This is a genomic window from Stackebrandtia sp. (assembly GCF_035643755.1).
GTDB lineage: Bacteria > Actinomycetota > Actinomycetes > Mycobacteriales > Micromonosporaceae > Stackebrandtia.
Window position 1 is genome coordinate 1 of sequence record NZ_DASQPW010000254.1, and the last position, 22,590, is coordinate 22,590.

Consider the following 22,590-nt stretch of genomic DNA (forward strand, 5'->3'; position numbering starts at 1 on the left):
TGTACTCGGTTCCGGTGAGGGCGTCGCTCAGCACCGCGCCGCCGCCGGTGAGCCCCGAGGCGGCGCAGCGCGTCAGGATCGTGGCGCCGTGGAGGGCGGCGGTGCGCGCCAGGGCGACCACGAGGCGGGCGTCGTCGATCAGCTGCCCGTCCCAAAACGCCAGGCCGCCGCGCAGCCCGGCCCGCCGCACCGTGGGGGCGTAGCGCTCCACGTCGGCGGTCCGCAGCCGGCGCGAACGGGGGAGGATCCGCGAGGGGGTGCGCGCGGCGACCCGAAGCACGTCCCCGGCCAGGAACCCGGCGCGCACCGTCGCGGCGGCGGACCGCGACAGGCCGGGCAGCAGCGGCACCACCTGCGGCAGCGGCGTCACCAGGTGCGGGGCGGTGCGCTGGATGAGGATGCCGCGCTCGACGGCGCTTTCGTAGGCGATTCCCACGCTGCCCGAGGCGAGATAGCGAAGCCCGCCATGGACGAGCTTGGAGCTCCATCGGCTGGTGCCGAAGGCCAGGTCGTGCTTTTCGGCCAGCACCACCGAAAGCCCGCGGCTGGCCGCGTCCAGCGCGACCCCGGCCCCGGTGACGCCGCCGCCCACGACCAGCAGGTCGACGGGGCGATCCAGGTGGTCGAGCTCGAAGGAGCGGCGGGCGGCGTTCAGGGAAGCCGGTGCGTGGGGAGCGTGCACGTTTCGGTCCGTTCAGGGGGCGAGATATCGGTCCAGCAGGTCGCGGAGCTCGGCGTCGAGGGCGTCGAGCCGGGGCCCGGTGCCGTGGGTCGCCTCCACTAGGACCGGCCCGGTGAGCGTGAACGACCAGGCGGTCAGCAGTACCGCCTTGGCCATCGTCCCGGTGTCGGACTGGCGGATCGAGCCGTCGGCCATGCCCGCCTTCACGCCCGACTCCAGCAGGTCGAGCTGCTGGTCGGTGTTGGCGCCGCGGCGCCGCAACAGGTAGGGGAGCAGGAACTCGGGGTCGACGTCGATGATCTTGCGCATCAGCGGGTGGACGCGGATGTCGCGCACCATCGCCACCACGGTGTCGACCAGTTGGCGTCGGGTGGATTCGCCCGGGTCGACCAGCGGCGCCGACGACACCAGGGCCGTCCACTCCCGGGTGGTCAGGGCGGCCACGACCTCGCGGACGCTGCCCCAGCGGCGGTAGAGGGTGGCGCGGGAGATGCCCGCGTGGCGGGCCAGGTCGGCCATGGTCATGCGCTGCATGCCGACGGACAGCAGCAGGTCGTAGGCGGCGTCGAGGATCGTGTTCTCGTCGATCGCGTTGACGGGCTTCACGCGGCACCCACTCCTTCCTGCGACGCTGTAACATATTGCGTCAAAGTGTATCAGCGATCGCGAGGACATGACGATGACCGAATCCGACCTGCCGGTGGTCGAGTTCCATCCGTACCGCTGGGGAGACCCCGCCCATCCCGCCCAGCTGCCGCCCGCCGCCCGCGAGGCGCTGGCGGCGCTGGGAGTCCCGGCCCCGCCGCCCCCGCCGGTGGAGCCCGCGCGGGTGAGCCTGCCGGAGCCGGCGCTGTCGCGCGAGGACCTGGAGCCGATCACGGCGATTCTCGGCCCCGACAACGTCACCGACGATCACGACGCCCGGCTGGCACACACCCGGGGATGGTCGACGACGGACCTGCTGCGGATCCGGGCCGGCGACGCCACCGACGCCCCCGACGCGATCGCCCTGCCCGCCGACCACGACGAGGTCGTCGCCGTGCTGGCCGCCTGCGCCGCCGCCGACATCGCCGTGGTGCCGTACAGCGGCGGTACCTCCGTGGTCGGAGGGCTCTCGCCCGCCCGCGCCGGATTCCGCGGCGTCATCGCGCTCGACCTGCGGCGCCTGGACGGGCTGGAGTCGATCGACCGGATCTCCCGCACCGCCGAACTCCAGTCCGGGATGCGAGGTCCGCGGGCCGAAAAACTCCTGGGCGGCAACGGTTACACCCTCGGCCATTTTCCACAGTCCTATGAGGGCGCTAGCATCGGCGGCTACGCCGCGGCCCGGTCGGCGGGGCAGTCCTCGGCGGGCTACGGTCGCTTCGACGATATGGTGGTGGGCCTGCGCCTGGCCACCCCGCGCGGCACGATCGAGCTGGGAACCGCCCCGCGCTCGGCGGCGGGCCCCGACCTGCGCCAGCTGGTGCTGGGCAGCGAGGGCACCCTCGGCGTCATCACCTCGGTGACGGTCCGGATCCGGCCGATCCCCGAGACCCGGGTGTTCGAGGGTTGGCGCTTCGACGACTTCGCCGCCGGCGCCGCGGCGCTTCGCCAACTCGCGCAAGACGCCCCGGCGCCGACCGTGGTGCGACTGTCTGATGAGGTCGAAACCCAGATCAATCTGTCCGATCCGGACAAGATGCTCGGCGGCGGCCCCGGCGGTTGCCTGGCGGTGATCGGCTACGAGGGCACCGGCGACGACGTCGAACGCCGGCGCGCGGCCGCCACACAGGTGCTGCTCGCCGCGGGCGGACGCCCCGAGGGAACCGGGCCCGGCGAGGCGTGGCGGACCGGACGCTACCGCGCCCCGTACCTGCGCGATCCGCTGCTGGACGCCGGCGTGCTCATCGAGACCCTGGAGACCGCGACGTTCTGGTCCCGGCTGCTGGACGTGCGCTCCGCCGTCACCTCCGCCCTCACCGAGTCGCTGGGCACGGACGGGCGGCCGGTACTGGTGCTGTGCCACATCTCCCACGTCTACGAGACCGGCGCCTCGCTGTACTTCACGGTGGCCTGCGCCCAGACCGACGACCCGGTGGGCCAGTGGCGCGGCGCCAAGCGGGCCGCCAACGCCGCCATCCGCGGCCACGGCGCGTCGATCAGCCACCATCACGGCGTGGGGCGCGATCACCGGGACACCTACGCCGCCGAGATCGGCCCGCTGGCGGCCGAGACGCTGCGCGCCGTCAAGAACACCCTGGACCCCAAGGGAATCCTCAATCCCGGCGTCCTGATCCCGGACGAGGACGCGCGATAGCTCATGCGAACGTTCACCGCGCTCATCAATCCGATCTCCGGCGGCGGCCGGGCCGAGGAGTTGTGGAGGCCGATCTCCGAGGCGCTGGCGGCGGCGTCCGCGCCCGTCACCGAGGTGCGAACCCGGGGACGCGAGCATGCCGTGGCGACGGCGCGGCTGGCGGCCGAGCGCGGCGACGTCGTGGTGGCCGTCGGCGGTGACGGCCTGGTGCGCGACGCCGCCGGGGGCGCCGGGGTGCACGGCGGCACCGTCGCGATCGTCCCGGGCGGCCGGGGAAACGACCTGGCCGCCTGTCTCGGCGTGCCGACGGCCCCGGCCGACGTGGCGCGGACGCTGCTGGACGGCCCGGCGCGCGGTCTCGATCTGTTGGACGTCAACGGGATTCTCGTACCCGGAAACGTCTACATCGGAATCGATTCGGTGGCCACCCGGATCATCAACCAATACCGGTTCGTCCCGGCGCGCCTGCTCTACCGCCTGGCGCCGGTGCGCGCCATCGCCACCTGGCGCGCCGCCAACTACACCCTCATCGTGGACGGCCGCGCGCGCCACGCGCGCGCACACACCGTGATCGTCGCCAACTCCGGGCACTATGGACACGGGCTGAACATCGTCCCGCCCGCCGTCCCCGACGACGGCCTCGCGCACGTCATGGTGGTGGGCGACGGCCCGCGCAGCGCGATCGTGCGATTCATGAGCGCCGCCCGCAGCGGACGGCATGTCGACCGGCCCGAGGTCGACATCGGCACCGCCACGACGGTCACCGTCGACGCCGACCGCCCGATCCCGGTGTGCGCCGACGGAGACGAGGTCGCCACGCTCCCGTCCACCATCACCCTGCGCCGACACGCGATCCACGTCATCGCGGCGCGTTCGGCTTGACAAGTACCGGGGTCTGCTTAGGCTGGAAACATGGTGGCCACCACGATTCCCGGCCCCGCCGGCACACCCCTTCTCGGTTCGCTGCGCGACCTGCGCGCCGACACCCTCGCCTACTACCTGCGGGCGCGACGCGACTTCGGCGACGTGGTGCGGTTCAGCGCGGGGCCGCCGGGGCTGCGCGTGTCGTTCTACGCCCTGTTCTCGGCCGAGGGCGTCAAGCGCATGCTGGCCACCGAGGCCGACAACTTCCGCAAGGACCACAGCTTCTACGACGAGGTGCGCCAGCTCATCGGCAACGGCCTGCTGACCAGCCAGGACGAGGAGTATGTGCGCCAACGTCGCCTGATCCAACCGCTGTTCACCCACAAACGGGTGGCGGAGTACGCGCCGCCGATCGTGGAGGAGGCCGACGGCGCCGCGCGGCGGTGGGTCGCCGACGGGGTCATCGACGCGTCGAAGGCGATGACCCAACTGACCCTGCGGATCGTGGGCCGCGTCCTGTTCGGGGCCGATGTGGACGCCGCGCTGTCGACCATCCGGGATCAGCTGCCGGTCGCCAGCGCCTCGGTGGTGCGGCGCGGGTTCGCGCCGGTGCGGATTCCGCGCGGCTGGCCGACGCCCGACAACCGGCGGGTGGCCGCCGCACAGCGGCAGATCTACCGGATCTGCGACAGCATCATCGACGCCCGCGACGCCGCCGACGACTCCACGGACCTGTTGGGGTTGTTGCTGGCGGCGCGAACCGAGGACGGGGATCGCCTGTCCGCCAGCGAGATCCGCGACCAGGTGCTGGTGTTCCTGTTGGCGGGGCACGAGACCACCGCCACGTCGCTGTCCTTCGCGCTGCACCTGCTGGCCAAGCACCCCGAGCTACAGGAGCGGGCGCGCGCCGAGGTGGACGACGTGCTGGGCGGCGGCGTGCCCACCGCCGCCGACGTCGACCGGCTGGAATTCCTTACCCGCGTGGTCAAGGAGACGATGCGGCTCTACCCGGCGGCGCCGATCGTGGGACGCCGCTGCGTCGACGGCATGACCGTGGACGGCCACCGGATTCCCGCCGACGCCAGCGTCCTGGTCAGCGCCTGGGTGACCCATCGCCACCCCGGATACTGGTCGCGACCGTCCGAAGTCGACCCGGACCGTTTCCTTCCCGACCAGGAGAAGGCGCGGCCCCGCTACGCGTACTTCCCGTTCGGGGGCGGCCGCCGGGCCTGCATCGGGCAGTACTTCGCGATGCTGGAGTCCGTGCTGGCGCTGGCGGTGTTCCTGCGGCGCTTCTCGGTCGAGGCCATCGACACCGACGTGCCGCTGACCAGCGGCGTCACGCTGCGCGCCGCGGGGCCGGTGCGGTGCCGCCTCACCGCGCGGTGAATCAGGCCGCCGGTATCCCGAACATCTCGGCGTACTGGCCCACGAGCAGGTCGTTGCCCTTCATCTCGGCGGTCTGGTCGGGGCCCATCAGTCCGGTGCCCGGCATATAGGAGATGCCGGCCTTGGGGCCCAAGGGAACGATGAATATCGGCTGGGACGGTTCGTACGGCGTCAGCTTCCGCTCGCCCGACAGGAGGGCCCGAATGTTCTGGGCCGCGACGTTGCCCGTCTCGATGGCGACCACCGCGGTGTCGGGCGCGCCGGTGAGCGCGGGGTCGCCGATGGCGAAGAGGTGGCGGGTGCCGGGCACCCGAAGCTCGGGGGTGACCGTGATGTGGCCGTCCTTGGTGCGGGCGGCCCCCGACAGGAACCGCGATACCCGTTGCCTTCCGTGGCAACGGAACCAGATGTCGCCCGTGACGGGGATGCCGCTGACGGTGTGGGTCGTGAAGGTCGCCAGCTCGCCGGGGCGGGTGGGCAGCATCGTGCGGGGGGCGGTGCCCAGCACGAGGTCGATGCGCAGCTCGGCCAGCTGTTCGCGCAGCCGCGAACGCATCTCGTTTTGGAGCGCCCGGTCGAAGCCCGGCATGAATCCCGCCGAGAGGATGTCGGGCGCGGGGTCCATGATCGTGACCCATTTGTCCGGCCAGGTCGAGGCGATCTCGCCCGCCAGTTCCAGGCCGACCGCCCCGGCGCCCATCAACACCACCCGGTCGGCCTCGGCGAGGTACTTGGACGTGCGGTGGATGCGCATCTTCGCCGCCGTGGCGTGGGTGTTGTCGAACTTGGCGGGGAAGGGATAGGTGGTGCCGGCGGCCAGGACGATGAAGTCGGCCTGGATGCGGCGCCCCGACACCAGGCCGACGATGCCGTCCTCGACGATCACGACGCGGTCCTGGATCACCGTGCCGTTGTCCAACAGGTTCTCGTAGGGAAGGAACATCCGGTCGGCCCAGGACGGATCGACGATGGTGCGCAGCGAGGCGACATTGTGAACGAACGCGTCCTTCGGGTCGATGAGGGTGACCTGGGCGACGTCATCGAGCGCCTTGGCTACGGTGCAGCCTCCGTAACCTCCGCCGACGACGATGACGGTGGCGTTCATGAGGGGACTCCTACGTGGGGCATACGCAAAGTGGGTGTGCATACAGCCTCGGTGCACCGCCCCGGCCTGTCAAGTCCACGCGACGGAAAAGGCGACCGGTTTCGCTCAGCGCCAACGAGTTTCGCCACGCACGGCGCCGGGCCGCGGCGCACACTCCGCCGCGGCCCGGCCCGCATCGCCGGGTGACGCGGCTACTTGAGCGCCTTGAGTCCGGCGTCGGCGATGGACTCGTCGATGTCGCCGCCGGGCGCGCCCGCCACGCCGACGCCCGCGATCGGGGCCTTGTCGGCGGTCACCGGGACGCCGCCGGCCAGGAACAGGGTCCCGGGAATGTCGGCGGTGGACGGCTTCGACAGGTCGACGTTCTTGGCCAGCTCGCTGGTGGCCTTGCCGAAGGACACCGCCGTGAACGCCTTGCGCTCGGCCGATTCCGGCGACTGCGGGCCCGCGCCGTCGCCCTTGATCTCGGCGATCACGTTGCCCGCGCGGTCCACGATCACGACCGTGACGCGCTGGTGCTGCTTGGCGGCCTCCTTCTGGGCGGCCTCGGCGACCTTGGCCGCGGCCCCGGAGGACAGGGTCTTGGTGGTGACGACCGACTTGTCGGAGGCCGCGGCCGCCGGGGCGGCGGTGTCGCCGCTGTCGGCGTAGGCCGCGACGGCGGAGGTGCCGCCGGCCAGGGCCAGTCCGAGGGCCGCTCCGAGTCCGATGCGGGCGGCGAGGGAACGCTTGTTCATGGTGGTCTCCGTTTCTAGAAGTTTCTCCGTGTTCCGGATGACTCCAAGATTCCCGCGAACGCGGCGCCGCCACATCGCCAAACCCACCGAGTGACCAGCGTCGATGGTTGCAGGCCGGGGGTCAATCCTTTGATTGACGCGCCCCGGCCGCCGCGCGCGGCAGGCTTGATCGCGCCCGGAACCTTAGGATGGGCGCCACGGTCGACAGGGGAGGTGGGCGATGAACGAACGCGCGTGGCTCAACGGGGCCATGCACGCGGGGTTCCTCCTGTTGCTGACGGCCTCGGCGTCCCGCCTGATCGCCCGGCACGGCCTCACCCACGTCACCATCGGGTCCCTGGCGGTGTGCGCCGTCCTGGCGGCGATCTACGGCGTTGGCGTGGCGGCGTGGAAACCCTTGGGGCGCGCGCGATCGGTGTGGCTGGGCATCGTGTTGGTGCTGTGGCTGGTCCTGGTGCTGGTCTCGCCGTCGTTCTCGTGGTGCGCGGTGCCGCTGTACTTCCTGTGCCTGCGGCTGTTGCCGATGCGCGTCACCATCGGGGTGGCCGTGGTCCTCACCGCCGCCGTCATCGTCGGCGAGTGGCGAATCGCCGACGTCGACGAACCCAGCCTGGTGCTGGCCCCGATCGGCATCTCCGCCATGATCACCGTCTTCTTCTGGATGCTGGACCGCGAACTCAACCGCCGCCAGCAGCTCATCGACGACCTCGTCGCCGCGCGCGGCGCGCTCGCCGAGTCCCAACACCGCGAGGGCGTGCTGGCCGAACGCGAACGCCTGGCCCGCGAGATCCACGACACCCTCGCCCAGGGATTGTCCAGTGTGGGCATGCTGCTTCAGGCCGCGGATCGCGTGTGGGACAACGACGACCGCTCCGCCCGTACCCACGTCCGCCACGCCGGGGAGGTGGCCGCCGACAACCTGGTGGAGGCCCGCCGCTTCGTCCGCGACCTGACGCCGTCGCGGCTGGAGGGCCACCCGCTGCCGCGCGCCCTGACCAAGCTGTGCGCCGAACACGGACCGGGCGCCCGGTTGCTCATCGAGGGGGACGAGCAGCCGCTGCCCGGCCGGGTGCAGGCGGTGCTGCTGCGGGTGGCCCAGGGCGCGCTGGCCAACATCACCGAACACGCGCGGGCCGACGCCGTCGTCATCACCCTGACCTACCTCGGCGACGAGATCACGATGGACATCCACGACGACGGCGTCGGCCTCGACGCCGGGACCGCGCCGCGGCCGGGACGCGGCTTCGGCCTGCGCGCCATGCGCGACCGACTGTCCGAGGTGGGCGGGACCCTGTCCGTCGACAGCGAACCCGGCGAGGGAACCACGATCGCGGCGCGCGTGCCGCTGGAGGGCCAGGCATGAGACTGTTCGTGGTGGACGACCACCCCGTGACCCGCGCCGGCATGGCGGCGCTGATCGGCGCCGAGCCCGACATGACCCTGGTGGGCGAGGCCGCCACCGCCGCCGACGCCGTGGCCGGGGTCGCCGACACCGCGCCCGACGTCGTCCTCATGGACCTGCAGCTCGGCGACGGCCCCGACGGCGTCGAGGCCACCCGCCGGCTCCGCGCCCTGCCCGACCCGCCGTACGTCCTGGTGCTGACCACCTACGACACTGACTCCGACATCGTGCGCGCCATCGACGCCGGCGCCATCGGCTACATCCTCAAGGCGGGGCCGCCCGACGAGCTGTTCGCCGCGATCCGCGCCGCCGCCGAGGGACACAGTGCGCTGTCGCCCCAGGTCGCCACCAAGATGATGAACCGGATGCGCGAACCCCTGCCGTCGCTCACCAACCGCGAGATCGACATCCTGCGGCTGCTGGCGGCCGGCAGCGGCAACCGCGACATCGCCAAGCAGCTGTACATCACCGAGGCCACGGTCAAGACCCACCTGGTGCACATCTTCCGAAAACTCAATGTGGACAGCCGAACCGCGGCGGTGCGGGAGGCCGTGCGGCGCAAGCTGATCCGGATGTCCTAGGACCCGGCCACCGCCGCCGAGGCGCGCTTCCAGTTGCCGTGCAGGCGGTGCAGATAGGCGCGGGCGTCGTCGTCGGCCGACGCGCCCTGGCTGAACGCCAGCATGTTCCCGCCCCCGGTGTTGTAGCCCAGGGCCAACAGCTCGGTCGTCGAGTACCCGCCCGCGCGTCCGGCGGGGAGCTCGGCGGCGAGATCGTGCAGGTACCAGGCCTCGGCCTCGATCGCCAGCTTCGGGTCGTCGGGCAGTTCCCGCCACCGCCGGTCGGCGAAGTCCCTGCCGCGCTTGGTCTCGTCGAAGGTCGCGTGGTGCATGTTCGCCACGCCGAAGGCCGCGTCGGGCTTGACCCGCTGCCACGCCCGCTCGGTGTCGGGGTCGTGGGGCTTATAGGACTCGTTGTACAGGATCGCCATCACCAGGCGGGGGTCCACTCCGGCGGCGCGGGCGTAGGTCCGCACGGACGCGGCGTACCGCGCGGGATCGCGCTGGCTGATCGGGTCCGAGTGCCGAGCGTCCACGTCGTGATGGTCGCTGTCGCCGTGGTGGGTGGCCAGCAGCACGACCAGCACCAGCGCCGCCGCCCCCCACGCGACCCACTTCCACTTCACGTGGCCATCTAATCACTTCGCCAGCATCAGCACCATGCTTCGACCGTGGACGGTGTAGGAGGTGCCCTGCCCGCCGATCGCGGCCTCGGCGCCGGGCTTGGCGACCTGGTCGGGGCCCTCGGCCCAGGACGCGGTGTCGGTGACCCGGTACCACTGCTTGCCCGCGCCCGGGTCGGGGAGGGTGAAGTCGACGTCGCCGGACCAGCCGTTGTATCCGATGTAGAGGCCCGCGGCGTCGTCGCCGAGTTCGCTTCCGTCCAGACGCCATGCCAGGGCGTGGTTGTCGGCGTCGTCGAAGTAGGCGTCGTCCGGAGTGGTGGCCCGAGGCGTGAACCAGTCGAGGTCGTCGAGCCCGTCTTCGTCTTCGTCCTTGCCGGTGTAGAAGCCGGTGGGCCGCAGCGCCGGGTGGGCGTGGCGGAAGGCCAGCAGCCGCGACGTGTAGGTGTCGAAGGTGGACTGATCGGGGTCGGGGGACCAGGACAGCCAGTTGGCCGAGGAGTCCACGTTGTACGGATTGTTGTTGCACCGCATGCCGCGCAGGGTTTCGTCGCCGCCGGTCATCATCGGCGTCCCGGCGGAGGTCGCCAGGAACGCCATGCCGTTGCGGGCGGCCTGGCGCTGCGCGGCGGCGTCGCCGCCCTGATCCCAGGAGTTGTTGTTGTCGCTGCCGCCGTCGGACGGGCCGTACGGCCAGGACTGCCCGTTGTTCTTGTCGTCGCAGGCGTACAGGTCGTGCAGGGTGAACCCGTCGTGGGCCACCATGAAGTTGACCGAGGCTCCCGGCGATCGTCCACCGTAGAGGTCGGAGGATCCGGTGAACCGGGTCGCCAGCTGCCCGGGGGTGACGGCGGTGGTGCCGAGCTTGTTCTGGTCGGCGCGCAGCGTGTCGCGGTACTTGTCGTTCCATTCGGCCCAGCCGGACGGGAAGTTGCCCACCTGGTAGGTGCCGTCGCCCAGGGCCCAGGGCTCGGCGATCCAGTCGGTGCCGTCGCCGCCGGCGGCCGGTCGGGGCGGCAGGGCCTTGGTGATCGCGGCCAGCGCGGTGTCGGGATCGTCCTTGCTGTACTTGAAGCACCCGTGCTGGCAGGTGTTGCCGAGGATCGGCGCCAGGTCGTGCCGGAACCCGTCCACCCCAAGGCTTTGGCGCCAGTACGTCAGCGAGTCGACGATCAGGTCGCGGGTGGCGGGGTTGCGGGTGTTGAGGTTGCCGCCCACCCCGGTGTTGTCGTAGGAGCCCTGCCTGTCCGCGGTCAGCGAGTAGTAGGTCGGGTTGTCCAGGCCGCGAAACGACTCCAGGTTGTAGGTGTTCTTGTCGGACGTATCCCACGCGTAGCCCTCGCCGCTGTGGTTGTAGACCACGTCCATGAGGACCTTGATTCCCCTGGCGTGGAAGGCCTTCACCATCGCCTGGAATTCCTTCGTCGGCCCGCCCGGGCTCCGGTCGGCGGCGTAGCGGCGGTCGGGGGAGAAGTAGTTCAGCGTCGCGTAGTTCCAGTAGTTGTCGCCCGAGGCGCCGTTCGGGTCGATGTCGTTGCCGTCGTTGGGGCCGTCCTGCACGGGAAGCAGCTCCACCGCGCTCACCCCGAGATCGGCGAGGTAGCCCGCCTTGGTGGCGGCCCCGGCGAAGGTGCCGCGTTCGTCGGCGGGCACGCTCGGGTCCGACTTGGTGAATCCCCGCACGTTGACCTCGTAGATCACGTCGGCGGCCAGCGCGCCGGTGGGCGCGGTGCCCGTGTCGCCGTCGGCGTCGGGAAGCACGATTCCCTTGGGCGCCTGGGGACCAGAGTCGATGTCACGGTACTTCGGGCCCGAGGCGTAGATGGTCTTGTCGGTCATGCCCGGGCGCAGCGGGTCGTGGCTCACCTCGCGGGCGTAGGGGTCCAGCAGCAGCTTGTTCGGGTCGAAGCGGTTGCCGTCGGCATCCACGTCGGATTGGAAACCGGCGCTGGAGCCCGGTTTCCAGGTGGCGTCGTAGGTCCAGTTGGGACCCCAGGCGCGGTATCCGTAGTAGACGGTCCCGGTGACCCCGTGCTCGGCGAGGTCGGCGACGCTCACCGTGGCGGAGAAGACGTCGTCGCCCTCGTTCAGCTGGTACGACACGTTTTCGGCCGCGCCGTCGGCCTTGGAGTAGACGTAGACGTCCATTCGGGTGGCGGCCGCGGAGTACACCGCGAAGTCGATGTTGTCGCCGCCGGAGTCGTAGTGGGCGCCGAGCCGCGGGGCGTCGTCGGCCTGGGCCGCCGAACCGGCGGGGATGCCCGCCGCCAGCGTCAGACAGGCCAGCGCCGCGAACAGGCGGCCTCGTGTTCGTCTACCCATGGCACGTCCACCGCTTTCATAAGTCACGCAAGAACTTGCGAGCCATGCAAACAAGCGCCGCCATATTTTCTATACATTTGCATATTTGTCGGTCGCCGCGATCACGTGGTCGCCGATCCCGCCGCCGGAGCCGTGGCCGGCCCGATCCACCAGGATCAGCTCGGCGTCCGGCCAGGACCGCGCGAGATTCCAGGCGATGTCGGCGGGCCCGGAGATGTCGAGCAGGCCGTGCACCAGGGTCCCGGGGATCCCCGCCAGCCGATGGGCGTCGCGCGACAGCTGCCCGTCCGGGATCCAGGCGGCGTGCGACCAGTAGTGGGTCACGAGGCGCGCGAAGGCAAGGCGAAACTCGGGGTCGTCGTAGCGCTCGTCGTGCGAGAAACCCACGCCGATTCCCACGTGCGCGTCCTCCCAGTCGCACCAGTCGCGCGCCGCCCGGTCCCGCACGTCCGCGTCGGTGTGATGCAGCAGCCGTGAGTAGGCGGCCGCCAGATCGCCGTCCCGCTCGTCGGCGGGAACGCCGTTTCGAAACCGTTCCCACCGCTCGGGCAGGATCCGCCCCATGTCGCGGGTGATCCACTCGACCTCGCGCGCCGTGGTGTTGGTGACGCTGAACAGCACAACCTCGCTGACGGCGCCGGGATGCCTTTGCGCGTAAGCCAAACCGAGCGTCGCGCCCCACGATGCCCCGAGCACGAGCCACCGCTCGATGCTCAGATGCCGCCGCAGCGCCTCGATGTCGCGCAGCAGGTGCTCGGTGGTGTTGGCGGACAGGTCGACCTCCGGCAGCGCCGCCGAGGGAGTGCTGCGCCCGCTGCCCCGCTGATCGAACAGGACGATCCGATAGCGCTCGGGATCGAAATACCGGCGCCACGCCGGGGCGCAGCCCGAGCCCGGCCCGCCGTGCAGCACCACGGCGGGCTTGCCGCGAGGGTTACCGCACACCTCCCAGTGGACGCGGTGACCGTCGCCCACGTCCAACATTCCCTGCTCGTGCGGCTCGATCGGCGGATAGCGACGTGTCATGAGCCAAACTCTAACAGCACTGTTATATTTGTGGGATGCGAGACGCACCCGAGGCCGCCGCGCTCGGCACCCTGCTGCGCCACGTCCTCGACGCCCTGGACGGCGACGTCGCCGCGGTGTATGCCGAGCGCGGCGTGCCCGACTACCGCCCCCGGTTCTCCCCGTACCTCCGGGCCCTGGTCGACAATGGTCCACTGTCGATTCGCGATCTCGGCGGCCAGGTCGGCGTCACCCACTCCGCCGCCAGCCAGACCGTGGCGCGGATGCGCCGCGCCGACCTCCTCGATCTTCGCCAGGGAACCGATGGGCGCCAACGCATCGCGCACCTCACCCCGCGAGCACACGCGCTGCTGCCGCTGGTCGAGGCCGAGTGGAACGCCACCACCGCGGCCATGCGCGACCTCGACGCCGAGCTGCCCATGCCGCTGTCGGAGCTTCTCACCCGGGCCGCCCGGGCCCTGAACCGCCGCCCCATGCGGCAACGCATCGCCGAGTCGGGCACGGCCCTGCCGATTCCCCCGATCCCGCCTGTTGATGCGTAATCTCTGGGGCACCCCTTTGAGCGAAAGAGTTCGCATGATCCGGAGTCGACGCACCCTCATGACCCTGGCCGTGGCCCTGGCCGCCTCGGTGGCGGGAGTCGGATTCGTCGCGGCCCAAGCCGACCCGGCCCACGGCGGGGCACCGGCCTCCGTGAAGGTCATGGAGTGGAACGCCTGCGGCAACAACTCGGCGTGCAAGTACTACGAGGACCCCGACGGCCTGGTGGCCACCATGCGCTGGCACATGCTCAACCACGGCCGCGCCGCCGACGCCGCCATCTTCGAGGAGACCTGCGGCTCCTTCGCCAAGAAGCTGGAGCACGACCTGGAATCCCACACCGGCAAGGGATGGGACGTGCGGTTCGCGCCGATCAAGCTGAAGCGGACCAGCGACCCGTCGACGTCGCCCGCCAAGAAGTGCGTCCGCGACCGGGGCCAGTACGGCACCATGATCGCGCTTCCCGACGAGAACACCTGGTGGGACACGAAGTACCTGCCGTCGCCCGACGGCAAGGAGTGGCGGGTTGCCATGTGCGCCACGGTTCCGTCGTGGAACGTCAAGCTGTGCAACGCGCACTTCACCTCGCCGGGGGAGGACCCCGACGGGAAGTTCCGCCCCCAACAGGTCAAGGCCTATCAGGACTTCGTGGCGCCCTCGCGTTTCCAGGTCCTCTTCGGCGGCGACCTCAACCTGGCCTCCCCGGTGGAAAGCGGCAACGCCTCCGGCGGCGTCAACCCCCTGTACGATTCCTTTGTGGAATGCGCTCAGAAGGACGCCTCGGCGCCGCGTTCGGGGCCCGGCACCTATTACCAGACCAACCCGCACGACAACGCGCACACCAGCAAGATCGACTACCTGTTCACCGATCGCGGCGTGACGCACGGCTGCGGAACCCCCGGCGGAACGGTGGAATCCTCCGACCACCGTCCGATCTGGATGACGGCGGACCTGAAGGGCTGAACGCGAAACGGGCCGACCCCCTGCGGAGTCGGCCCGTCGTTCGGCACATCAGGACAGATCGAAACGGTCCAGTTCGGTCACCTTGGCCCACGCCGCCACGAAGTCGTTGACGAACTTCTCGCGCGCGTCATCACTGGCATACACCTCGGCCACCGCCCGCAGCTCGGAGTTCGATCCGAACACCAGGTCGGCACGCGAGCCGGTCCACTTGACCTCGTCGCCGCCGTCCACCCGCGCCTCGAAGGTGTCGGCGTCGGCGGCGGTCGGCTTCCACGTCGTGCCCAGGTCGAGCAGATTGACGAAGAAGTCGTTGGTCAGCGAGCCCGGGTTGTCGGTGAGGACGCCCAGCGGCGACTGCTGGTAGTTGGCGCCCAGCACCCGCAGGCCGCCCACCAGCACCGTCAGCTCCGGCGCGCTCAGGTTCAACAGGTTCGCCCGGTCCACCAGCATGAACTCGGCCGGGAGCCGGTTGGACTTGCCCTGGTAGTTGCGGAACCCGTCGGCCGACGGCTCCAGGTAGGAGAACGACTCGACGTCGGTCTGGTCCTGGGTGGCGTCGGTGCGTCCCGGGTGGAACGGCACCTCGACGTCGAAGCCCGCGTTCCTGGCGGCCTGCTCGACGCCCGCGTTACCGGCCAGCACGACCAGGTCGGCGAAGGAGACCCTCTTGCCGCCGGTCTGCGCGGCGTTGAACGACCCCTGGATACCCTCCACAGTGCTCACCACGGCCGCCAGCTTGTCGGGCTCGTTGACCTCCCAGCCGGCCTGCGGCTGCAGGCGGATGCGGCCGCCGTTGGCGCCGCCGCGCTTGTCGCTGGAGCGGAACGACGCGGCCGCCGCCCACGCGAGCGACACCAGCTGCGACACCGACAGACCCGAATCCAGCAGCCTGGCCTTCAGGGCCTTGGCGTCGGCGGCGTCGATCAGCTCGTGGTCGACGTCCGGGACCGGGTCCTGCCACAGCTGGGCCTCGGAGGGGACCTCCGGGCCCAGGTAGCGAGACACCGGGCCCATGTCGCGGTGGGTCAGCTTGAACCACGCGCGGGCGAAGGCGTCGGCGAGCTCGTCCGGGTGCTCCAGGAAGCGACGCGAGATCGGCTCGTACACCGGGTCGAAGCGCAGCGCGAGGTCGGTGGTGAGCATGGACGGCGCGATCCGCTTCTCCGGGTCGTGCGCGTGCGGCACCGTGCCCTGGCCCGCCTCGCCCTTCGGCTTCCACTGCTTGGCCCCGGCCGGGCTCTCGGTGAGCTCCCATTCGTAGCCGAACAGGTTCGAGAAGAAGTCGTTCGACCACTGGGTGGGTGTGGTGGTCCAGGTGACCTCCAGCCCGCTGGTGATGGCGTCGGCGCCGGTGCCGGTGCCGAACGCGTTCTTCCAGCCCAGGCCCTGGCTCTCCAGGGGAGCGTCCTCGGGGGACGGACCGACGTTGCTGTCGGGGGCCGCGCCGTGGGTCTTGCCGAAGGAGTGACCCCCGGCGATCAGCGCCACGGTCTCCTCGTCGTTCATCGCCATGCGGCCGAAGGTCTCGCGGATGTCGCGGGCCGCGGCCAGCGGGTCCGGGTTTCCGTTGGGGCCCTCCGGGTTGACGTAGATGAGTCCCATCTGGACGGCCGCCAGCGGCGTCTCCAGGTCGCGGTCGCCGGTGTAGCGCTCGTCGTCCAGCCAGGTGGTCTCCGGTCCCCAGTAGACATCCTCGTCGGGTTCCCAGGCGTCCACGCGGCCCCCGGCGAAGCCGAAGGTCTCGAAGCCCATGATCTCCAGGGCCACGTTGCCGGTGAGCACCATCAGGTCGGCCCACGAGATGTTCCTGCCGTACTTCTTCTTGACCGGCCACAGCAGACGGCGGGCCTTGTCGAGGCTGACGTTGTCCGGCCAGCTGTTGAGCGGCGCGAAGCGCTGCTGGCCGGTGCCGGCTCCACCGCGGCCGTCGTTGACCCGGTAGGTTCCGGCGCTGTGCCACGCCATGCGGATCATCAACGGGCCGTAGTTTCCGAAGTCGGCGGGCCACCAGTCCTTTGACTCGGTGAGCACCGCGGCGATGTCCCGCTTCACCTCGGGGAGGTCCAGCGTCTTGAATGCCGCCGCGTAGTCGAACTCCTCGCCCAGCGGGTTGGCCACCGCCGGGTTCTTGGCCAGGATCTTCAGGTTGAGCCGGTTGGGCCACCATCCACGGTTGCCCCCGCCCTGTGTCGGGTGCGGTGCGCGCCCGTGTGCGACCGGGCAGCCGCCGCCCTCGGCGTGCGTGTCTCCGGTTGCTGCGTTGTCAGACATGTGAACCTTCTACTTATCGGTTGGGTTTGGTGGTGATCAGGACCCTGTCGCCCCGGAACAGTCGGGGCACCGGCCCCAGTAAATGACCTCGGCCTCGTCGATCGCGTAACCGTGATCCTGCGCCGCGGTCAGGCAGGGAGTCGTGCCGATGGCGCAGTCCACGTCGGCGATGGCGCCGCACGATCGGCAGACCGCGTGGTGATGGTTGTCACCGACCCGTGACTCATAGCGCGCCACGGAACCGGACGGCTGGATGCACCTCACCAGGCCTGCCGCCGTCAGGGCGTGCAGCGTGTCGTACACCGCCTGATGTGACACTTTGGACAGTTGGCCCCGCACGGCCCCGATGATCGAGTCCGTGTCGGCGTGTGGATGTGCGTGCACCGCCTTGAGCACCGCGATGCGCGGTCGCGTCACCCGCAACGCGGCATCGCGGAGCAGCCGCTCGTAGCCCAAGCTCGTGCCCACGCGAGACAGTCTGGATGCTTTTCTGGAATGAGTCAAGACTATGCGGAGGATGTCACAGAATATTAATATTTGGCGGCGCGGCGCTGACCTGGCGATTCTCGCGGCATCCTCGGCGGCGCTGTGACCCGGGCCATGTCGAGTTGACGGAGTGAGCACTCACTCCGTAATATTCGGGCATGACCGAGAACCCACGCACACCGGCCCGCCGCCGCGCGCCCGCCATGGACCCCGAACAACGCCGCGCCATGATCGTCGCCGCGGCCCTGCCGCTCGTCGTCGAGTACGGCGCCTCCGTCACCACCGCGAAGATCGCCCGCGCCGCGGGCATCGGCGAGGGCACCATCTTTCGGGTCTTCCCCGACAAGGACGCCGTGCTGGCCGCCTGCATGGCCGCCGCGCTGCGCCCCGACGAGGCCGTCGCGCACCTGGGGGCGATCTCGCTGGACCAGCCCCTGCCCGACCGGCTCGCCGAGGCCGTCGAGGTGATGCGCGGCTACCTGACCCGCATGGGCGCCGTCGCCGGCGCCATGGTCGCGGCGGGCAGGCCCGAACGCCGCCCATCATCCACAAGCGATGGACCGCTGCCCGACCGCGAGGCGGGCCTTGCCGCGCCACGCGCCGCCCTGGCCGCGCTGTTCGAGCCCGAACGCGACCGCCTGCGCCTGGCGCCCGAGCGCGTCGCCGACGCCTTCCAGATGCTGGTCATGACCTCGGGGCGTCCGGGCATGGCCGAGCCACTGTCCACAGAGGATATGATCGACCTGTTCCTCAACGGCGCCTTCGACACCGGCAAGGAGAAGAAATGACCCAGCCCGATCCGTACGGGGACCTGGCGCCGCGACGCCGCCTCGTCGTCACCCTCGCCCTGTTGGGCTGCGCCTTCGTGGCGATGCTGGACGGCACCGTGATCGGCACCGCCCTGCCCCGCATCGTCGCCCAGATCGGCGGGGGAGGCACCTGGTACGTCTGGCTCGTCACCGCCTACCTGCTCACCTCCTCGGTGAGCGTGCCGATCTACGGCCGCTTCTCCGACCTGTATGGACGGAGACACCTGCTACTGGGCGGGCTCGCGATCTTCCTGGCCGGGTCGCTGGCGTGCGGGATGGCCGGCTCGATGCTCGCGCTGATCGTCTGCCGCGCCGTCCAGGGCCTGGGGGCGGGAGCGCTCCTCACGCTGGGGATGTCCCTGATCCGCGACCTCTACCCGCCGTCGCGCGCCCAGGGCCTGATCCGGATGCAGACCCTGCTGGCGGGCATGATGGTCCTCGGCATGGTCGGCGGCCCCGTCATCGGCGGCCTGCTGGCCGACAACGCGGGCTGGCGCTGGGCGTTTTGGATCAACCTGCCGATCGGGATCGCCGCGGGGCTCACCATCGCCCTGGCCCTGCCGCAGCGCCGACCCGCCAACGCGCCCAACGGAAAGCTCGACACCGGCGGGATCGTGCTGCTCGTGGCGGGACTGTCCCTGCTGCTGACGGGGTTCAGCCTGCGCGGCAACGCGATCGACGGCGCGACTCCATCCTGGACCGACCCGTCGGTGGCGGGCTGTCTGCTCGGCGGGCTCGCCGTGCTGGGGCTGCTGGTGGTGGTCGAGCGCCGCGCCGCCGTCCCCGTGGTGCCGCTGCGGCTCTTTCGGCACCGCTCCTACTCCGCGCTGCTGGCCGCGGGCTTCTTCTTCCAGGTGGCGGCGCTGCCCGTCGGGGTGTTCCTGCCCTTGTACTTCCAACACGACCGCAGCCACACCGCGACCGTCTCGGGTCTGCTGCTCCTACCGCTGCTGATCGGGATGACGCTGGGCAACCGCCTCACCGCCGCGGCGATCATCCGCGGCGGCCGCGCCAAACCCGCGCTGCTGGCCGGCGCCGCCCTGCTCGCCGCGGGCACCGCGGCCTTCTTCGCCCTCGGCGCCTCGACACCGCTGCCGCTGACCTGCCTGTGGCTGCTGCTGATCGGGCTGGGCACCGGCCCCGCCATGGGCGGCATCACCATCGCCACCCAGTACTGCGTACCCCACGCCGACATGGGAACCGCCACCAGCGGGTCCACACTCACCAAACAGATCGGCGGCGCCTTCGGCCTGGCCTGCGCCCAATCCCTGATGACCCGGCCCGACGCGACGATCGGCACCACGATCGCCATCGGCGGCACCATCGCGGGCCTGTCGGCCCTGGTCTGCCTCCTGTTCATGCGAAACGTCGCGATCACGGGACCGGCGAAACCCGCGACCGCGCCGAAACCCTCCGCGGCCACCGCATAGCGACCTGGCGTCGGCCCCGCGTCCACCGTGGACCCGACGCCAGGCAGCGCCGCACCCCGCTCATCCGATACTCGATGTGCCCGGCCGTGTCGACCTCCCCACCCGAACGGGTTCGCGAAGCCCGTAGGCGGCGAGCGCGTCGACCGCGGCACGCCGGGATCGTTCCGCGTGGTCGAAATCCTCGGGCGGCATGGATTGCCTCGTCGGCCGTCGGGGGCCTCCATCTCACCGCCGCGAGGGACTAGGCGGCTTCGGTCGTGGCGAGCGGTATCTCGGGGTATTCATGACGGACCGCCGACCGTCCGGCCTGGATGATCCACGCCTGCCCGGTGCGATCGTCGCGGAGGACGGCGTCGATCACGGTGGCGACTTCCTCGGCGCGGGCGAGGCGGAGCCCGTGGGAGACCAGCGTCGTTCGAAAGGCGGCCAGGGCTCGCGTGTCGACCAGCCCGGGACAGACGGCGTTGACGCGGATGCCGTCGTCGCGCAGCAGCGGGGCCACCGATCGGACCAGTCCTATGAGGGCATGCTTGCTGGCGGCGTAGTAGACGTCGGCGGACGTGGTGAGACCGGCGATGCTGGCGGTGATGACAATGGACCCCGAGCGTCGCCGCCGTAGATGCGGCAGGCACGCCTGCATGCCGAAGACGGCACTGTCCAGATTGGTGCGCAGGGTGTCCCGGTAGCGTCGCGGGGTGAAGTCGCGCGGTCCGCAGCGGCCGGGAGCGCCGACATTGAGAACGACGGCATCCAAACGCCCATATGTGTTGACGGCTTTCGCGACGACACGTTCGTTGTCGCGCATGCTCGTCGCGTCGGCCCGGATGAACAACCCCCCGCATTCCCGGGCGAGGGCCGTGCCGCGGTCGGTGTCGACGTCGGCGATGACGACACGGTCGCCCCGGGCGGCCATGAGCCTGGCGGTGGCGCCGCCGATGCCGTTGGCGCCGCCGGTTATCAGCGAGACCCGGGCGGACATCAGGGGCGATCCCAGGCGTCGACCGGGGTGATGTGGACGCCTCGCATGCGCAGGCCGTGACGCTTCATATATGACCGTCCGTAGACGCGTTGCAGGACAAGAATCACCGCGATGGTGACGACGAGCAGGACGTCGTCGAGGGCCGGCACCGCGTCGACGGGCAGGCTGAACGCCAGGATCACGCGGACGGCGGCATCGGCGAGAAACGCGACGCCCCACAATGCCGTGCAGATTCGCAGCAGGCGCCGAAACGGCGGGTATTGCTCCCAGTCGCGTTCCCAGATCTGTCGTTTGTCCTCGTCGAAGACGACCCGCGCGGCCTCGTAGAGGAACGGGCGCCGCGCCAACAGGGTCACCAGCATCCATCCACCGAGGGCGGCGGTGCCCCAACCGTTGCGGATCAACAACACCCGTGGGTTGCCGGAGACGAACGACATTGCCACGGTGAGTGCCATGGTGCCGAGCACGAAGATCCGCACGCCGCCGACGCGTCGCTCGGCGACGAAGTCGCGGACCGCCCCGGCCGCGGGGATGATCGCACCGGCCAGCAAAGCCGGGAACTGGCCGACCCCCAGCCAACGCAGGCCGTAGAACAGCACCAGCGGGGCGATGATCTCCACGGCGAGGACGCGACTGAGACCCCCGGCCTTCGCCGCGAACTGCTGGGCATGACCGTTTGTCATGTCGCCGGACTCCTTCGGGATCGGGTGGATGAGGCGGTGGCGAGTGTGAAGGTGGCGACGACCTCGCGGGTGTAGGCGTCGAAGTCCAGTCCGGGTTCGCCGCGCAGGCGCTGGCCCGCGGCTTCGATGGCGCCACGGATGATGACCGCCATCGACCGGGGATCGAAGTCGCGGAACTCTCCCGTGCGTTGCCCCTCGGCCAGCAGGGCCTCCAGCCCCTGCACGCTGGGTTCCTGTGCGGTCTGGGAGGTGTACGGCTTGCCGCCCTCGTCGCGCAGGTGCGGGCCGATCGCGGTGAGCGCCGCGAACTCCCGCGGATGCTCGCGCAGGTACTCCAGATTGGACTCCAGATAGGCGCGCAGTTTGCCGCCGGTGGTGTGTTCGCCGCGGACACGGGCGACGATGAAGTCCATGGCCTCGGTGAGCACCTCGGTGGCGATCTGGCGGATCAGATCGTCCTTGTCGGAGAAGTGATACGAGATCATCCGGGGGCTTCGCAGCCCGGCGCGTTCGGTGATGCGGGTGAAGGACGCCTTGGCGTAGCCCAGCTCCGCGAGGGTGTCTATCGCGGCGCGCACGATCTGTTCCCGCCGCGCCGTATTGGTGAATGTCCGTTCCATGGCCGCCCGCGCTCGAAATTGATCTGGTCAAATCAAAAATACCACAACCAAATAAACTCGAGAATCCTCGCCGAACGACGGCTCCTCGGGCGCGGCACGGCTCCCATTCGTCGCCACACCAAGCACCGGGCGACCATGTGCCGCGGCCACATGGTGCGGCGCCAACGGCGCGGATAGATTGCGGCCATGAGCAACGAGGAGCTGGCGGGCCGCAGGGCCGTCGTCACCGGTGGCGCCAGCGGGATCGGCCTGGCCTGCGTGCGGCGGCTGGCGGCGGAGGGGGCGCGGGTCGTGGTCGTCGACATCAGCGACGCCACCGCCGACGTGGCCGCCGAGGCCGGCGGCGAGGCCTGGGTGGCCGACCTGTCGGCGCCCGAATCCCTGGGCGACCACCCCGCGCTGCGCGACGCGGACATCCTGGTCAACAACGCCGGCGCCCAACACGTGGCGGCGGCCCACGAGTTTCCGCCCGAGGAGTTCGCGCGGTTGCAGCGGCTGATGGTCGAGGCTCCGTTTCGGATGATTCGCGCGGCGCTTCCCGGGATGTACCAACGGGGTTGGGGCCGCATCGTCAACCTGTCGTCGGTGCACGGGGTGCGGGCGTCACAGTTCAAGGCCGCGTACGTGACCGCGAAACACGCCCTCGAGGGACTGTCCAAAGTGATCGCCTTGGAGGGCGCGCCGCGCGGCGTCACCTCCAATTGCGTGCGCCCCGCCTACGTCCGCACGCCGCTGGTGGAGCGGCAGATCGCGCAGCAGGCGAAGGCCCACGGCATGCCCGCCGACGAGGTGGTGGAGCG

At 70.6% G+C, this 22,590-nt stretch carries 22 protein-coding genes; 10 read left to right on the forward strand and 12 right to left on the reverse strand.

Annotated elements, in window-relative coordinates; all coding sequences use genetic code 11:
- The coding region (locus VE172_RS19580; protein ID WP_324803657.1) for an FAD-dependent oxidoreductase at positions 1–682 on the reverse strand (682 nt) is incomplete at its 3' end.
- 12 nt (positions 683–694) lie between these two features.
- A complete protein-coding gene (locus VE172_RS19585; protein WP_324803658.1) occupies positions 695–1,288 on the reverse strand; it encodes a TetR/AcrR family transcriptional regulator in 594 nt (197 codons plus the stop codon).
- Positions 1,289–1,361: 73 nt separating this feature from the next.
- On the opposite strand from VE172_RS19585, the gene VE172_RS19590 reads away from it, so the two are divergent.
- The 3 genes from VE172_RS19590 to VE172_RS19600 are packed head-to-tail and all read left to right on the forward strand — an operon-like array spanning position 1,362 to position 5,234.
- Positions 1,362–2,981, forward strand: coding sequence for an FAD-binding oxidoreductase (locus VE172_RS19590; protein WP_324803659.1), 1,620 nt, complete (start codon positions 1,362–1,364; stop codon positions 2,979–2,981).
- A gap of 3 nt (positions 2,982–2,984) precedes the next feature.
- Complete coding sequence (locus VE172_RS19595; RefSeq protein ID WP_324803660.1) at positions 2,985–3,863, forward strand: diacylglycerol/lipid kinase family protein; 879 nt, start codon at positions 2,985–2,987, stop codon at positions 3,861–3,863.
- Between the two features lie 30 nt (positions 3,864–3,893).
- Positions 3,894–5,234 carry a cytochrome P450 gene (locus VE172_RS19600; protein WP_324803661.1) on the forward strand — a complete coding sequence of 447 codons (1,341 nt, stop codon included), beginning with the start codon at positions 3,894–3,896 and terminating at the stop codon, positions 5,232–5,234.
- Between the two features lies 1 nt (position 5,235).
- On the opposite strand, the gene VE172_RS19605 is transcribed toward VE172_RS19600, so the two are convergent.
- Positions 5,236–6,339: an FAD-dependent oxidoreductase gene (locus VE172_RS19605; protein WP_324803662.1), complete on the reverse strand. Its 1,104-nt coding sequence runs from the start codon at positions 6,337–6,339 to the stop codon at positions 5,236–5,238.
- Between the two features lie 191 nt (positions 6,340–6,530).
- Positions 6,531–7,076: a GlcG/HbpS family heme-binding protein gene (locus VE172_RS19610; RefSeq protein ID WP_324803663.1), complete on the reverse strand. Its 546-nt coding sequence runs from the start codon at positions 7,074–7,076 to the stop codon at positions 6,531–6,533.
- A 220-nt stretch (positions 7,077–7,296) separates the two neighbouring features.
- Between VE172_RS19610 and VE172_RS19615 the strand changes: the two genes are divergently transcribed.
- A complete protein-coding gene (locus tag VE172_RS19615; RefSeq protein ID WP_324803664.1) occupies positions 7,297–8,439 on the forward strand; it encodes a sensor histidine kinase in 1,143 nt (380 codons plus the stop codon).
- Complete coding sequence (locus VE172_RS19620) at positions 8,436–9,059, forward strand: response regulator transcription factor (RefSeq protein WP_324803665.1); 624 nt, start codon at positions 8,436–8,438, stop codon at positions 9,057–9,059. Before VE172_RS19615 ends, VE172_RS19620 begins: the two co-directional genes overlap by 4 nt.
- Here VE172_RS19620 and VE172_RS19625 read toward each other — a convergent pair.
- The 3 genes from VE172_RS19625 to pip form a co-directional block, all read right to left on the reverse strand.
- Positions 9,056–9,664 carry a transglycosylase SLT domain-containing protein gene (locus VE172_RS19625; RefSeq protein WP_324803666.1) on the reverse strand — a complete coding sequence of 203 codons (609 nt, stop codon included), beginning with the start codon at positions 9,662–9,664 and terminating at the stop codon, positions 9,056–9,058. The two genes, VE172_RS19620 and VE172_RS19625, sit on opposite strands and share 4 nt — an antisense overlap.
- 12 nt (positions 9,665–9,676) lie before the next feature.
- Positions 9,677–11,983, reverse strand: coding sequence for an isoamylase (locus VE172_RS19630; RefSeq protein ID WP_324803667.1), 2,307 nt, complete (start codon positions 11,981–11,983; stop codon positions 9,677–9,679).
- Between the two features lie 69 nt (positions 11,984–12,052).
- The gene (gene pip, locus VE172_RS19635) at positions 12,053–13,009 is read right to left on the reverse strand and encodes a prolyl aminopeptidase (protein ID WP_324803668.1); all 957 of its coding nucleotides are present in this window, start codon (positions 13,007–13,009) and stop codon (positions 12,053–12,055) included.
- Positions 13,010–13,044: 35 nt separating this feature from the next.
- Here pip and VE172_RS19640 point away from each other — a divergent pair, with 35 nt between their 5' ends.
- Positions 13,045–13,551 (forward strand): MarR family winged helix-turn-helix transcriptional regulator, encoded by a 507-nt coding sequence (locus VE172_RS19640; protein ID WP_324803669.1) that lies wholly within the window; start codon positions 13,045–13,047, stop codon positions 13,549–13,551.
- A gap of 34 nt (positions 13,552–13,585) precedes the next feature.
- Positions 13,586–14,512, forward strand: a complete 927-nt coding sequence (locus tag VE172_RS19645) for an endonuclease/exonuclease/phosphatase family protein (protein ID WP_324803670.1) — start codon at positions 13,586–13,588, stop codon at positions 14,510–14,512.
- A 48-nt stretch (positions 14,513–14,560) separates the two neighbouring features.
- On the opposite strand, the gene katG is transcribed toward VE172_RS19645, so the two are convergent.
- Together katG and VE172_RS19655 are read right to left on the reverse strand one after the other, a co-directional pair.
- The gene (katG, locus tag VE172_RS19650; protein ID WP_324803671.1) at positions 14,561–16,783 is read right to left on the reverse strand and encodes a catalase/peroxidase HPI; all 2,223 of its coding nucleotides are present in this window, start codon (positions 16,781–16,783) and stop codon (positions 14,561–14,563) included.
- Positions 16,784–16,819: 36 nt separating this feature from the next.
- On the reverse strand, positions 16,820–17,251 hold the full coding sequence (locus VE172_RS19655; RefSeq protein ID WP_324803672.1) for a Fur family transcriptional regulator: 432 nt from the start codon (positions 17,249–17,251) through the stop codon (positions 16,820–16,822).
- 176 nt (positions 17,252–17,427) lie between these two features.
- Here VE172_RS19655 and VE172_RS19660 point away from each other — a divergent pair, with 176 nt between their 5' ends.
- Positions 17,428–18,057, forward strand: coding sequence for a TetR/AcrR family transcriptional regulator (locus tag VE172_RS19660; RefSeq protein ID WP_324803673.1), 630 nt, complete (start codon positions 17,428–17,430; stop codon positions 18,055–18,057).
- Positions 18,054–19,508, forward strand: coding sequence for an MFS transporter (locus tag VE172_RS19665; protein WP_324803674.1), 1,455 nt, complete (start codon positions 18,054–18,056; stop codon positions 19,506–19,508). The genes VE172_RS19660 and VE172_RS19665 overlap by 4 nt, the downstream gene beginning before the upstream one ends.
- Before the next feature lie 241 nt (positions 19,509–19,749).
- On the opposite strand, the gene VE172_RS19670 is transcribed toward VE172_RS19665, so the two are convergent.
- From VE172_RS19670 to VE172_RS19680, 3 genes are read right to left on the reverse strand one after another with little or no spacing between them, the layout of a single operon-like run.
- A complete protein-coding gene (locus VE172_RS19670) occupies positions 19,750–20,487 on the reverse strand; it encodes an SDR family NAD(P)-dependent oxidoreductase (protein ID WP_324803675.1) in 738 nt (245 codons plus the stop codon).
- Positions 20,487–21,170, reverse strand: a complete 684-nt coding sequence (locus VE172_RS19675) for a VC0807 family protein (RefSeq protein ID WP_324803676.1) — start codon at positions 21,168–21,170, stop codon at positions 20,487–20,489. The genes VE172_RS19670 and VE172_RS19675 overlap by 1 nt, the downstream gene beginning before the upstream one ends.
- Complete coding sequence (locus tag VE172_RS19680; protein WP_324803677.1) at positions 21,167–21,790, reverse strand: TetR/AcrR family transcriptional regulator; 624 nt, start codon at positions 21,788–21,790, stop codon at positions 21,167–21,169. Before VE172_RS19680 ends, VE172_RS19675 begins: the two co-directional genes overlap by 4 nt.
- A 186-nt stretch (positions 21,791–21,976) precedes the next feature.
- Between VE172_RS19680 and VE172_RS19685 the strand changes: the two genes are divergently transcribed.
- A partial coding sequence (locus tag VE172_RS19685; protein WP_324803678.1) for an SDR family NAD(P)-dependent oxidoreductase occupies positions 21,977–22,590 on the forward strand: 614 nt, incomplete at its 3' end.

What these genes read in the sequence shown, in the direction of transcription:
- VE172_RS19590 (WP_324803659.1), top strand. Translation starts at nt 1,362, where the DNA reads ATGACCGAATCCGACCTGCCGGTGGTCGAGTTCCATCCGTACCGCTGG.
- VE172_RS19595 (WP_324803660.1), top strand. Translation starts at nt 2,985, where the DNA reads ATGCGAACGTTCACCGCGCTCATCAATCCGATCTCCGGCGGCGGCCGG.
- VE172_RS19600 (WP_324803661.1), top strand. Translation starts at nt 3,894, where the DNA reads ATGGTGGCCACCACGATTCCCGGCCCCGCCGGCACACCCCTTCTCGGT.
- VE172_RS19605 (WP_324803662.1), bottom strand. Translation starts at nt 6,339, where the DNA reads ATGAACGCCACCGTCATCGTCGTCGGCGGAGGTTACGGAGGCTGCACC.
- VE172_RS19610 (WP_324803663.1), bottom strand. Translation starts at nt 7,076, where the DNA reads ATGAACAAGCGTTCCCTCGCCGCCCGCATCGGACTCGGAGCGGCCCTC.
- VE172_RS19615 (WP_324803664.1), top strand. Translation starts at nt 7,297, where the DNA reads ATGAACGAACGCGCGTGGCTCAACGGGGCCATGCACGCGGGGTTCCTC.
- VE172_RS19620 (WP_324803665.1), top strand. Translation starts at nt 8,436, where the DNA reads ATGAGACTGTTCGTGGTGGACGACCACCCCGTGACCCGCGCCGGCATG.
- VE172_RS19630 (WP_324803667.1), bottom strand. Translation starts at nt 11,983, where the DNA reads ATGGGTAGACGAACACGAGGCCGCCTGTTCGCGGCGCTGGCCTGTCTG.
- pip (WP_324803668.1), bottom strand. Translation starts at nt 13,009, where the DNA reads ATGACACGTCGCTATCCGCCGATCGAGCCGCACGAGCAGGGAATGTTG.
- VE172_RS19640 (WP_324803669.1), top strand. Translation starts at nt 13,045, where the DNA reads ATGCGAGACGCACCCGAGGCCGCCGCGCTCGGCACCCTGCTGCGCCAC.
- VE172_RS19645 (WP_324803670.1), top strand. Translation starts at nt 13,586, where the DNA reads ATGATCCGGAGTCGACGCACCCTCATGACCCTGGCCGTGGCCCTGGCC.
- katG (WP_324803671.1), bottom strand. Translation starts at nt 16,783, where the DNA reads ATGTCTGACAACGCAGCAACCGGAGACACGCACGCCGAGGGCGGCGGC.
- VE172_RS19660 (WP_324803673.1), top strand. Translation starts at nt 17,428, where the DNA reads ATGACCGAGAACCCACGCACACCGGCCCGCCGCCGCGCGCCCGCCATG.
- VE172_RS19665 (WP_324803674.1), top strand. Translation starts at nt 18,054, where the DNA reads ATGACCCAGCCCGATCCGTACGGGGACCTGGCGCCGCGACGCCGCCTC.
- VE172_RS19670 (WP_324803675.1), bottom strand. Translation starts at nt 20,487, where the DNA reads ATGTCCGCCCGGGTCTCGCTGATAACCGGCGGCGCCAACGGCATCGGC.
- VE172_RS19675 (WP_324803676.1), bottom strand. Translation starts at nt 21,170, where the DNA reads ATGACAAACGGTCATGCCCAGCAGTTCGCGGCGAAGGCCGGGGGTCTC.
- VE172_RS19680 (WP_324803677.1), bottom strand. Translation starts at nt 21,790, where the DNA reads ATGGAACGGACATTCACCAATACGGCGCGGCGGGAACAGATCGTGCGC.